Here is an 11842-nt window from a genome sequence, read left to right on the forward strand (position 1 = left end):
ATATCGTACCTTTGCAACCGCTTTTCGCATCGATGGTATCAATGGAGATCCGTTAGCTCAGTTGGTAGAGCACAACACTTTTAATGTTGGGGTCTTGGGTTCGAGCCCCAAACGGATCACGATGACAGTCGGCAGATTATGTTGTCAATCGCACATATTCTGCCGACTATCATCTTTTTTAGTAATAACACATACAAGATTATCACTTTATTCGCAAGTACTCAAAAGCATGATTTAACCCAAATCGGTCATTAGACCGCATTTGCTTAGATTTGCCATTGCCGTTACGCTTCCCAACTGCTTTAACCCGCTTGCTGACATCTGCGCAGCCGTTTCATCTCGACGTAACCCGCTACGCCTTAGATGAAACGGCTGCACATCCGCTCAACAATCGAACAAAACCGGTTGAGGGTTCTAATGACCGATTGGGGTTTAACATGCAATGTATTGCTCCACGGAAACTTTGTCACAAATATGTTGTCGGTATTGACAACATACAACATGTTGCACAAAAAGCCGTAAATCAACATATAAATAATTGATATAAGCAGAGCAACCATATAAATCTTAAATATAAGTTACATTCGCATATCACGGTAAATATCGGTACGGTTACAATTTCGGCTGTTTTACAGAGTAATTTCGGCGAAATTGCTTGCCAAAACCACCGAAATCACTTGTTTTTATGGCACAAAACGGAAACAGAAAAACGGGTAGTCGTGAAAAGTGATGGCAAGAATGCCGTTGAAAGATTACAGAATACGCACATAAGACGTACCGATATACACCACAGATTCGGGATAAGAAACAGCGTTGCGGTTCATAAAAAAGGAACAAAACAACTATGTCTTTCCCAATTTCTTATCCCGAAACACGAGTAATCTGTCTGATGTTTGTTGATTGAAATTTTATTTCTAATGGCGGGAATGGTATAAATCGTATTTGGAAAACAAACTCTACCTTTCAGGCAAAATCATTTCCGAATTGAGAATTACGCTCACTTTATCATTCCGCGTAAGATTGATTTTACCATTATATGCCACATCGGTTTCATCATATTGCATATTGGTTCCGGCATAATACACCTTCAAATGATAATTGCCCGGTGTCAATTTGCTCATCTTGAATTCCACATCATATTCACAAATGCAATCGGCAAACGCATCAAGAACATTGTGATATACAATAAGATTAATTTGATTATTTTGATTATCCATTTTTACATAGATATTTCTTACGGCACAGTTGGCTCTCACGTTTTCAAATTTACATAGGGCTATTCCGTCTTCTCCCAACTCTATTCCAAGGGTTGTCGGGGCTGCGTTATTTTCCATATAGAAATCACTGCGTGTTTCTGTTTTAGAGAGATTTAACTTACATGTTGAATTTGCCACGTCATAAATCTTTAATGTGTCAAGGACAACATTCTCTGCCGAACACGCTGACAATCCCATGAGACATATCAGAGCATAAAAAATCTTTTTCATAACTACATGGATTTAGTGTTATTATATAAATGTTATTGCAAGTTATCTATTGATTGTATATTCTTTTATATCACATTTCAGCCATTAACGAATAAATGTATAAAGTCAAACAGCAAGTGCAATATTACGAATAATATTTGTAAAAATAATGTTTTGGCTCAAAAAAATATTTTTTCTTTCTATATCAGGTTTGTTTTTGCCTGCGTCATCTTTATTATTTTATCCGTTATCTTATTTTTCTCCGCACTTTTTGATGTATAAACTTTATAAAATTCATTGGTGTATCCAGCCACTCTCTTCTGTCATCAAGCGTATGAAACGGCAAAGTATATACCCACAAAACACGCTGCGATAAATTCGTGCCATGCAAAACGCTTCCTTTGTCCGTCGTGATTGTATTGAAGTTTCTTCATATTGTATGCCGGCAAAGTTCCGTACTTTATTTGCAGACGGTTTCTAATGAGACGTCCGTGTACGTTTACCATGTTTCCGCTGCTTGTCATCTTGACATGATGTTTGCATGAAAAAACAGATATAACATTTCATGTAAGACCATAAAAACAATACTTCCATTTATTGGTAATGGTTGCCGACTGTTAAAGAAAAGGATTGTTTTCTTTGTAATGGCAAGTTTTTTTCGTAAATTTGCAGCCATATACCTGTTTGTACGACAATGAAATTCGACGAGGTCATAGGACAAGAAGAGGCAAAGGAACGTCTTGTGCAGATGCACGAGAACGGACGTGTGCCACATGCCATGATGTTCTGCGGGCCGCGAGGATGTGGAAAAATGGCTCTTGCCCTTGCTTTCGCATCCTATCTGATTGGCCGTAACGACAAAGGAGGGAAAAACTCGTGCGGAACATGTCGCCAATGTGCAATGTTACGATCGTGGTCGCACCCCGACTTGATTTTCACATATCCTGTCATTAAACCACAAGGAACAAGTGCCGACCACAAGATGGTAAGCGACGACTTTGCACGAGAATGGCGCACGATGCTTAACGAAGACCCGTATTTCACGATGAACAGATGGCTCGAGAAGATGGGGGCAGGCAATCAACAAGCCATGATTTACGTTGCCGAGAGCGAGGCCGTCATAAGAAAACTGTCAATGAAATCGAGTCAGGGCGGGTATAAAGTAAACATAATATGGCTGCCGGAACGAATGCGCGAGGACTGTGCCAACAAGATGCTTAAAATAATAGAGGAACCGCCACTACAAACGGTGTTCATCATGGTAAGCGAGGAACCGGAACGCCTGCTGGAAACTATACGAAGCCGAGTGCAGCGCATAGACATAAAGAAAATAGACACACCGTCGCTCGAAAAAGCACTGACCGAACGCAGAGCAATAGACAAAGATGTGGCACACAGAATAGCACGCGTGGCCGACGGAGACTGGATCAAGGCTCTCGAAACACTCGATGCAGGAAACGAGAACAAAGAGTTTCTCGACCTTTTCATGTCGCTCATGCGACAAGCATACGCACGCAACGTAAAAGACCTCAAAACATGGAGCGAAACCGTTGCGGCATTGGGAAGAGAACGCCAACGTAGCATGCTCGTATATTTCCAACATCTCGTACGCGAGAATTTCATTTACAACTTCCGCAATCCGGATCTTGTGTATATGACAACGGAAGAAGAAAACTTTGCAACAAGGTTCGCCAAGTTTATAAACGAGGCCAACGTGATTGCAATAGACGATATATTCGGAACAGCAATAAGAGACATCGGACAGAACGCAAACCCCAAAATGGTGTTCTATGACGTGGCAATGAAGATAATCGTTGAGATAATAAAGAGATAAGAGGAAAAGAGTAAGACGGCAAAGCGAACATTACATACATATAGAATTATTTAATACAACAAGGGAACACATATCCCGAACCGCTGCCGGCAACACTGTACCACTACTGATAATTCATAAAGAAAGAAAAGATGGACTATAAAAATATGCAGTTCAAAATATCGAACGACACCGACCGCGGACTCTGCCGAAGGGGGTGCGGAAGACAGGATCACCAGTTGAACACATACGACTGGCTCGCCGACGTACCCGGAATAAACGAGGATACAGACCTCGTCGAGGTGCAGTTCAAAAACACACGCAAGGGTTACTACCACAACATATACCACCTTGACCTGAAAAAGGGAGATGTGGTGGCAGTAGAAGCAAGCCCGGGACACGACATCGGAGTGGTTACACTGACGGGGCGACTGGTAAAATTGCAAGTAAAAAAGGCATGTCTTAAGTCTGCCGATGACATAAAGCGCATATACAGGTTCGCAAAACAGGTCGATCTCGAGAAATACAACGAGGCGAAAAGTCGCGAGCATGACACTATGATCGAAAGCCGCCAGATAGCAAAGAACCTCGGACTGAACATGAAAATCGGCGATGTGGAATATCAGGGAGACGGCAACAAGGCAATATTCTTTTATATAGCAGACGAGAGAGTCGACTTCCGACAACTGATAAAAGACCTCGCGGCAACTTTCCATGTCAGGATAGAGATGAAACAGATTGGCGCAAGACAAGAGGCGGGACGCATAGGAGGAACCGGACCGTGCGGAAGGGAACTATGCTGTGCAACATGGTTGAAGAATTTCAGCAGCGTGAGTACCAATGCCGCACGTTTCCAGGATATATCGCTTAACCCCCAGAAACTGGCGGGCATGTGTGCGAAACTGAAATGCTGTCTCAACTACGAGGTTGACGAATACATCGAGGCAAGCCGCAAACTGCCGAGCAAGGAGGTAGTGTTGCAAACCACAGACTCGGATTATTACTTCTTCAAAAGCGACATTCTCGCAGGACTTATAACATATTCAACCGACAAACGACTTGCCGCAAACCTCGAAACCATTACCGGCAAACGCGCCTTGCAGATCATAGAAATGAACAAGCGGGGCGAGAAACCGGAAAGTCTTTCGGAAGAAAACAATCAACAAGACAACACCAGCCCCGTTGACATGTTTGAAGGAGACGTTACCCGATTCGACAAAAGTCGCAAGAAAAGGAAAACAAAACCACAGAGACAACAAGGACAAAAACAACCACGACATACGAGAGAAAAGGCAGAGAACGAGAACGGCAACCGTAACAGAAACAGGGAGAACCGTAACAACCGGACACGTCAACCGCACAATGGAGAAGAACGGTTTGCCGGCGAAGAATCCTGACAACAAGTATCAGTCAAGGCATGCGGAGATTTTACCGATTGTTAGTAGTTGTATTGTTCACGCTGTTGCTGGTTGCATGCGAGACAAAAACGGTGTATCATCATTTCGAGCCTACACAGATAAACGGCTGGGAACGGAACGACACACTGAAATTTTCTGTGCCGGCTGTATACCACGCCGGTTACTACAAGGAAAAAATAACTCTGAGAATAAGCAACGACTATCCTTTCATGGGGCTAACTCTTATTATCAATCAGACCGTTTTCCCCGGGAAAAGACATATAAGCGATACCCTTAACTGCCGTGTAATCGACCGCGACGGAAACATACGCGGACGAGGCATCGGACTTTACGAGTACGATTACCCGCTTACCCGCATCAAATTGAATGCCGGCGACTCGCTGCAAATCAGCATACGCCACAACATGAAGCGCGAGATACTTCCCGGGATTGCCGACATAGGAGTTAAGTTAAGCCGATAAATAACGAAAGGAGTGGGAATGTCGGAGAAACTATTCTCGTATTAGATTTCGCCCCGCATCTATTCTAAGGAATATGAACAGCAGGAATGTGAAACCCCACAACGAAGACCCACCGTAACTGAAGAATGGCAAAGGAATGCCGATGACGGGGGTAAGTCCCAATACCATGCCGACATTTATGAAAACATGGAACAAGAAAACACTAAGTACACAATAACCATAAACCCGTCCGAAACGGAATGGTTGGCGTTCGGCAAGTTTTATCAACCGAAGTATCAGCGCAAGGAATAGCAACAGTACGGCAGCCGACCCGACAAAACCTTCTTCCTCGCCCACGGTACAGAAGATAAAATCGGTATCTTGTTCAGGCACATATTTCAATTTTGTCTGTGTGCCGTTGAGAAAACCTTTGCCTCGCAAACCGCCCGAACCTATGGCAATTTCGCTCTGGTGTACATTATATCCGGCTCCGGACAAGTCTTCTTTCAGTCCGAGCAGCACCTCGACACGTTTGCGTTGATGTTCCTGCAAAACATTGTCAAGAACATATTCGGCAGAATAGAAGAAGGCTATCGAACCGATTGCGAATGCAAGAATATATCCGTATGTAAGCACTCTGCTGCTCAACCACATAAAAAACACATACCCGATGATGAACCCGCAAAGCAAAAGTTGCACCCATACCACGTCGAAAGGAATTACGAAAGTGGAAAACAGCAACGCAAGGATTGTACCGACGAGGCAGTAAAACAGTGTGGTCTTCATCTGTCGGAGACCGCCGGCATTGGCATAAATCATAACCGAAGTGAATATTTGCACACCGAGCAACACAACAAACTTTCCCACAGAAGTATGCCCGTCCCACATCATTACATCCTCAAACTTTATACCAACCACAAAATAGAACACCATGGCAACGGCCGTAAAAAGTATGCTTCCGGACATTCCCTCACGGTAGAACATCAAGAAGAACGACAGATATACGAGTGCCGAGCCTGTCTCTTTTTGTGCAACGATGAACATCATCGGCATAAACACCACTGCACATGCCGCGGCAAAATGCTTCCATTTGTGTATGCTGTACCCGTAGGTTGACATCAGTTTCGCCACCGCCAGCGCAGTGGCAAACTTCGCAAACTCGGCAGGTTGCAGTCGCAGTGGTCCCAATACAAGCCACGACCTCGAACCCTTTATCTCGTGTGGATTGAATATTGTTGCAAATAGAAGCAGCAACAATGCCGCATAGATGACATACGAGAACGTTTCGTAGAACCGGTCGTCAAGCAAAAGAAGCACCAATCCGATTAATATCGAAGTGCCAATCCATATTATCTGCATGCCCGAACGCGAGCCGAGACTGAAAATATCGGTATCGCCGTAGGTGTAACTTGCTCCGCACACACTTACCCATCCGAAAACGAGAAGTGCCAGATAGATAACTATTGTTATCCAATCTATTGACCGTAGCACGCCCGGCTGCTTATCTGTCATTCGAACCATACGCCACACGTTTGCTCTGCATGGCTCTTGCTTTTGCCTCCGAGCCTGCGGATAATTTGCCGTTAATATATTTTTCCATTATCAATGCTCCTATAGGAACTCCGAAAGTCGCGCCGAAGCCTCCGTTCTCCACATACACGGCAACGGCGATTTTCGGATTTTTCATTGGTGCAAATCCCATGAACACCGAGTGGTCGTGACCTCTGTTCTGCGCCGTTCCCGTTTTTCCGCATACCTCATAGTCTGCTCTGTTCGCCTCATGACACGTGCCTCCGACTACCGAACTGCGCATACCTGCCACAATATAATCGTATGACGAGCGCGAAGCCTTGGTATAGTTCTTCTTGCGAAATTTCTCATCAAGCGGCTGTCCCTTTATCGTTTTAACCACATGCGGCGTGATAAAATATCCCCTGTTGGCTATTGTTGCTCCGAGATTTGCTATCTGCAGCGGTGTGAGGTTTACCTCTCCCTGTCCTATTGATATACTGATAATTGTCAATCCGTTCCAATCTTTTTTATAAGCATTGTCGTAGAAATCGGCATTCGGTATCAATCCTCGTTTCTCTCCGGGAAGATCAACACCGAGTTTGTACCCGAAACCCATGCTTACCATATAGTCGCGCCAAGTGTTCATGGCATCCTGCACGGTTTTGTATTTCTTGCGGTTGCTCATCATGTAATAAAGTCCCCAGCAGAAATATCCGTTGCACGACGTGCTTATTGCCGGTATCAGCGGCAGTGGCGAACCATGTCCGTGACAGCCCACTCGAAGTCCGCGGAACAAGAATCCCCTGTAACACGGGTATGTCGTCTGCGGTGATATTATCCCCTCGGTAAGGAATGTAAGTCCCTGCGATGTCTTGAACGTGGAGCCGGGAGGGTATTGTCCCATTATGGCGCGGTTCAACAAAGGTTTCCATGCGTTTGCCTGCAATGCCTTGTGCATCTTTCCTCTCATTCTGCCCGTCATCAGTCGCGGGTCGTATGTCGGCGACGATACCATGCACAACACCTCGCCCGTGGCAGGTTCTATTGCCACAATGCTTCCGATTTTTCCCTCCATGAGACGCTCGCCGAGTTCCTGCAGTTCAAGATCGATGCTCAACGTGAGGTCTTTTCCCGCCACCGGTTTTCGGTCGAATTTCCCGTTTTGATACTTTCCCTTTATCCTCCCGTGTGCATCACGCAGCAATATCTGTATTCCCTTCTCGCCTCGCAGTTCTTTCTCGTAATATCTCTCCACTCCGAGTTTTCCTATATAGTCTCCGCTTTGGTAGTATTCGTCCTCCTCAATGTCGCCCGGCGAGACCTCCGCCACATCGCCGAGTACATGCGCCGCGTATGGGTATTGGTACTGTCTGATACTTCTCTTCTGCATGTAGAAACCGGGAAAGCGATAGAGTTTTTCCCGGAATATGCTGAACTCCTCTTCCGAGAGTTGCGACATGAATATTTGTTGTGTAAACCGGCTGTAACCGGGGTTCTTGCCTCGGTCTTTTATATCTGACATTCTCTTGGCATAGAACTCTTTCGTTATGCCGAGTGCCATGCAGAACTCTGTGGTATCGACTCTTCCCGATTCTTCGTTCATAACCACCATTATGTCGTATGCCGGACGGTTATACACAAGCAGTTTTCCGGTGCGGTCGGTAATGTTTCCGCGTGAGGGATAGTCTGTTTTTTTTAGGAAAGCGTTGCTGTCTGCATTTCTTTTGTAGTCGTCGCTCATTATCTGCAACGAGAACAGTCGGACGATATAGATGACAACGATAAGTGTTGCCACCCCGCCAATAACGTATTTGCGATATTCAGGTCCGTAGTCCTTCATTCTTTATATAAAACCTCAACGCTTAACATGCTCTACGGCATACACCAGAACGGCGGTGATAAGCATGCTTCCCGCCACACACTCGCACCATTTCAACCAGTTGAAGAACGTGAACATTTCGAGCGAATAGTATGCAACACAGAAAACAAAAATCAGTATCAATGTATAATATACATATTTGGCAAAGCCCATATTGTGCATAGTGGGTTTGAAATCGGACTCGTCTTCCCGCTGCATGAACATCTCAAGTACATACGGCTGCACCCCCCCCGTCAGAGTCATCGATGCCGCAGCAACCCCCGGAGTGTTGGTAAATGTGTCTGCACAAACACCGAGTACGAAACACCATAACAATGCTGCCCAGCGCGGATAGCCTCGGGGGAATGTAAATGCCATATAAACATACAGCAACGGTGTGGCACAACCAAACAGGTTTACATGGTTGAGCACAAGGCATTGCACAAGGCACAATACGATGAACAGTATCGTTCTTCTTAGAATATCGGTTACCATCACGATAGTCAGTTTTCTCTTACGGACAAAATGGAGTCTTGCGCGGCACGCATGAGTTTGATGCGTTCTTGGAGTTTGGTGTCGTTTATCACACACACATCGCGCAGTTTGCCGAAATCGGTGGCGAGTGTTATAAGCAGGCGATACGACATTCCGTCGGGAGAGTTGTACGTGCGATGCACCTTACCAACATGGATACCCGGCGGAAAGAGTGCCGAATAACCACTTGTCACGATATTGTCGCCGCCGTTGAAGCGGGCATGACGCGGAATATCGTCCACGTATGCCATCCTGCTGTCGCCGCCTTCCCAACGCAGCACGCCGAAATAACCGCGATTCTCTATCATCACACTTATGTTGGAGTGACTGTTTAGCACCGGTAACACCATGCTGTAATGGGGCGAGACGAGATACACCACACCTACAATGCCCTCGCCTCCCACAACGCCCATGTCGGGACGTATACCGTCAAGACTGCCTTTGTCTATCGTTATAAGATTGTCTTTCTTGTTGACGGTGTTGCCAACCACCTTGGCAGGTATCAGCCTGTATTGGCTCAGCAGATGTACCTGTGCGCTGCGCAACAGCACGGAGTCGCTGTTTGTGCGTTCCAGCATTTCCGACAAATGTTTTATCTGACGCTCAAGGTAGATGTTGCGCGAGGTGAGTTGTTCGTTCAGTTTACCCATGCTTATGAACGATTCCACCGAAGCGTTTATCTCATACAATTTGCCTGTCACCACATTTGCAGAAGTGAACCATACGCTGCCTTGATAACTGTTGAACCGGAAGAGGAGCATGATGCTCGCCGCTTCCAGCACAACAAACAGCAGCCAATGGCTGTGTCTTGCCAAAAATGCCAGCAGGTTGTTCATCTCATCAGGAACGAGAAACGGTCAACATTCTTCAATGCTATGCCGGCACCATTGGCCACGCTGTGCAACGGGTCATCGGCAATATGGAATTTGATGTTGATTTTATCTGTCAGACGCTTGTCCAAACCGCGCAGCAATGCGCCGCCACCGGTCAGATATATACCGTTTTTAACGATGTCGGCATACAGTTCGGGCGGAGTTGCCTCAAGTGCCGAAAGCACGGCGTTCTCTATCTTTGCGATAGTCTTGTCTATGCAATGAGCAATCTCCTGATAGCACACCGGTACTTCCATGGGCAGTGCGGTAATACGGTTCGGACCATGTACCACATAGTCCTCGGGAGCTTCGTCGCCAAGATCGGTAAGAGCCGAGCCCACGTTTATCTTTATTCTTTCCGCCATTCGCTCGCTTACCTTCACGTTGTGCTGACGACTCATGTATTCCTGAATGTCGTTGGTAAGTTCGTCGCCTGCCACACGGATTGAGTTGTTGCTCACGATACCGCCTAATGAGATTACGGCAATCTCGGTGCTGCCGCCGCCTATATCCACAATCATGTTACCCTCGGGAGCCTCAACGTCGATGCCGATGCCTATCGCTGCTGCCATAGGTTCGAATATGAGATACACGTCGCGACCGTCGGCATGCTCTGCAGAGTCGCGCACGGCGCGTAATTCTACCTCGGTGGAACCTGACGGAACACCTATCACCATGCGTAGCGACGGCGACCCGAAGAGGCGGCGACCGGAGTTAACCATCTTTATCAGTCCGCGCATCATCTGCTCGCAGGCGGAGAAATCGGCTATAACGCCGTCGCGCAGCGGACGAATGGTGCGTATGTTCTCGTGCGTCTTCTCGTACATCATCTTTGCCTTGTTGCCGACGGCAATCATCTTGTTGGTGCGACGGTCGAGAGCGACAACCGACGGCTCGTCAACAACTATCTTGTCATCACTGATAATGATGGTGTTGGCTGTGCCGAGGTCCATTGCAATTTCTTGAATGAATGAAAAAAATCCCATGTTATATCTTATTGTTTGTTTCTGTTATTTGTTTTGAGAACCATTCGTTTATGGCGGTGTCGTAATGACTGCTCACACCGAATGCCTTGCACGCCAAAGCACGACGTTGCTCGCGCGTTGTCTCTGCTCCCTGCCGGGCAAGGATGTCGAGCAACTCGGAATACTGCGCCTTACTCGGAATTATTACCACGTCTTCGAAATTCTTGGCAGCGGCACGAATGAGCGATATGCCTCCGATGTCTATCTTCTCGATGATGTCCTGCTCGCTACTCGAAGCGTTGCTTACGGTCTGTTCGAACGGGTAAAGATCTACAATCACGAGGTCTATGTCGGGAATGTCGTACTCTTTCATCTGTTCCTTGTCGCCTGCATTGTCGCGACGTGCCAATATTCCTCCGAAAATCTTCGGATGCAGAGTCTTTACCCTGCCACCGAGAATCGACGGATAGGTCGTGACACTCTCAACGGCCTGACATTCATACCCCAGCGACTCGATGAACTTTCGTGTGCCGCCGGTTGAAAGAAACTGCACTCCTGCAGCGTTCAACTTGGCAAGCAGTTCATCCAAACCATCTTTGTGGAAAACCGAAACCAACGCCGTCTTAATCTGTTTTGTTCCAACCATTAGTTGTTCTTATTTATAAATCAGTTTGCAAAAGTACAAAAAAAAAGGAGTTCTCACAAGACAAACAGACATAAAAAACTTAAAATCTTCTCTTTTAAACAAGTTGTAGAGTCCAACAGCAAATGCAAAATTAGTGAAAATTTTTGAAGAAACAATTTATCGGTGTATCGAAATTGATTTTTCTCTTGGTCTTCCGTTCAATTTCTTTTGAATATTCATGATACGTTTGTGACTGAATTCGTCAAAATCCGCTTTCTTTGGAATGTATTTTCTGATGAGTCTGTTTGCGTTTTCGACACTTCCTTTCTGCCATGAAGC

General features: G+C 46.0%; 12 protein-coding genes, 1 tRNA gene and 1 pseudogene. 5 read left to right on the forward strand and 9 right to left on the reverse strand.

Annotated features, from left to right (window positions below):
- Positions 1-46: 46 nt before the first annotated feature.
- Positions 47-119 (forward strand) — tRNA-Lys (locus EII32_RS03695).
- A gap of 153 nt (positions 120-272) precedes the next feature.
- Positions 273-542 carry a hypothetical protein gene (locus tag EII32_RS03700; protein ID WP_125234108.1) on the forward strand — a complete coding sequence of 90 codons (270 nt, stop codon included), beginning with the start codon at positions 273-275 and terminating at the stop codon, positions 540-542.
- A 414-nt stretch (positions 543-956) separates the two neighbouring features.
- On the opposite strand, the gene EII32_RS03705 is transcribed toward EII32_RS03700, so the two are convergent.
- The gene (locus EII32_RS03705; RefSeq protein ID WP_125234109.1) at positions 957-1487 is read right to left on the reverse strand and encodes a hypothetical protein; all 531 of its coding nucleotides are present in this window, start codon (positions 1485-1487) and stop codon (positions 957-959) included.
- A gap of 305 nt (positions 1488-1792) precedes the next feature.
- Positions 1793-1990 carry a hypothetical protein gene (locus EII32_RS03710; RefSeq protein WP_125234110.1) on the reverse strand — a complete coding sequence of 66 codons (198 nt, stop codon included), beginning with the start codon at positions 1988-1990 and terminating at the stop codon, positions 1793-1795.
- A 170-nt stretch (positions 1991-2160) separates the two neighbouring features.
- On the opposite strand from EII32_RS03710, the gene EII32_RS03715 reads away from it, so the two are divergent.
- From EII32_RS03715 to EII32_RS03725, 3 genes are all read left to right on the forward strand, one after another.
- Complete coding sequence (locus EII32_RS03715) at positions 2161-3300, forward strand: ATP-binding protein (RefSeq protein WP_125234111.1); 1140 nt, start codon at positions 2161-2163, stop codon at positions 3298-3300.
- 131 nt (positions 3301-3431) lie between these two features.
- Entirely contained in the window at positions 3432-4676 is a 1245-nt protein-coding gene (locus EII32_RS03720; RefSeq protein WP_125234112.1) for a stage 0 sporulation family protein, read from the forward strand.
- Between the two features lie 20 nt (positions 4677-4696).
- Complete coding sequence (locus tag EII32_RS03725) at positions 4697-5158, forward strand: gliding motility lipoprotein GldH (protein WP_125234113.1); 462 nt, start codon at positions 4697-4699, stop codon at positions 5156-5158.
- Between the two features lie 30 nt (positions 5159-5188).
- Here the strand turns inward: EII32_RS03725 and rodA are convergent, their stop codons facing one another.
- From rodA to EII32_RS12470, 7 genes and pseudogenes are all read right to left on the reverse strand, one after another.
- Positions 5189-6658 (reverse strand): rod shape-determining protein RodA, encoded by a 1470-nt coding sequence (gene rodA, locus EII32_RS03730; protein ID WP_125234114.1) that lies wholly within the window; start codon positions 6656-6658, stop codon positions 5189-5191.
- Entirely contained in the window at positions 6639-8489 is a 1851-nt protein-coding gene (gene mrdA, locus EII32_RS03735) for a penicillin-binding protein 2 (protein ID WP_125234115.1), read from the reverse strand. The genes rodA and mrdA overlap by 20 nt, the downstream gene beginning before the upstream one ends.
- 15 nt (positions 8490-8504) lie before the next feature.
- A complete protein-coding gene (mreD, locus tag EII32_RS03740; RefSeq protein ID WP_125234116.1) occupies positions 8505-9002 on the reverse strand; it encodes a rod shape-determining protein MreD in 498 nt (165 codons plus the stop codon).
- Positions 9003-9010: 8 nt separating this feature from the next.
- Complete coding sequence (gene mreC / locus EII32_RS03745; RefSeq protein ID WP_125234117.1) at positions 9011-9877, reverse strand: rod shape-determining protein MreC; 867 nt, start codon at positions 9875-9877, stop codon at positions 9011-9013.
- Positions 9874-10899 (reverse strand): rod shape-determining protein, encoded by a 1026-nt coding sequence (locus EII32_RS03750; RefSeq protein ID WP_125234118.1) that lies wholly within the window; start codon positions 10897-10899, stop codon positions 9874-9876. The genes mreC and EII32_RS03750 overlap by 4 nt, the downstream gene beginning before the upstream one ends.
- Position 10900: 1 nt before the next feature.
- Positions 10901-11524, reverse strand: a complete 624-nt coding sequence (locus EII32_RS03755; RefSeq protein ID WP_125234119.1) for an IMP cyclohydrolase — start codon at positions 11522-11524, stop codon at positions 10901-10903.
- Positions 11525-11654: 130 nt separating this feature from the next.
- A pseudogene (locus tag EII32_RS12470) lies at positions 11655-11842 on the reverse strand (IS30 family transposase); the annotation flags it as partial.

Origin of the sequence: Prevotella sp. OH937_COT-195, from assembly GCF_003932845.1 — a bacterium.
Lineage (GTDB): Bacteria > Bacteroidota > Bacteroidia > Bacteroidales > Bacteroidaceae > Prevotella.

Bases quoted from the DNA above. Each gene is read 5' to 3' on its own strand.
- EII32_RS03705 (WP_125234109.1), bottom strand. From the start codon at position 1,487: ATGAAAAAGATTTTTTATGCTCTGATATGTCTCATGGGATTGTCAGCG.
- rodA (WP_125234114.1), bottom strand. From the start codon at position 6,658: ATGGTTCGAATGACAGATAAGCAGCCGGGCGTGCTACGGTCAATAGAT.
- EII32_RS03715 (WP_125234111.1), top strand. From the start codon at position 2,161: ATGAAATTCGACGAGGTCATAGGACAAGAAGAGGCAAAGGAACGTCTT.
- mreD (WP_125234116.1), bottom strand. From the start codon at position 9,002: ATGGTAACCGATATTCTAAGAAGAACGATACTGTTCATCGTATTGTGC.
- EII32_RS03710 (WP_125234110.1), bottom strand. From the start codon at position 1,990: ATGACAAGCAGCGGAAACATGGTAAACGTACACGGACGTCTCATTAGA.
- EII32_RS03755 (WP_125234119.1), bottom strand. From the start codon at position 11,524: ATGGTTGGAACAAAACAGATTAAGACGGCGTTGGTTTCGGTTTTCCAC.
- mreC (WP_125234117.1), bottom strand. From the start codon at position 9,877: ATGAACAACCTGCTGGCATTTTTGGCAAGACACAGCCATTGGCTGCTG.
- mrdA (WP_125234115.1), bottom strand. From the start codon at position 8,489: ATGAAGGACTACGGACCTGAATATCGCAAATACGTTATTGGCGGGGTG.
- EII32_RS03720 (WP_125234112.1), top strand. From the start codon at position 3,432: ATGGACTATAAAAATATGCAGTTCAAAATATCGAACGACACCGACCGC.
- EII32_RS03725 (WP_125234113.1), top strand. From the start codon at position 4,697: ATGCGGAGATTTTACCGATTGTTAGTAGTTGTATTGTTCACGCTGTTG.
- EII32_RS03750 (WP_125234118.1), bottom strand. From the start codon at position 10,899: ATGGGATTTTTTTCATTCATTCAAGAAATTGCAATGGACCTCGGCACA.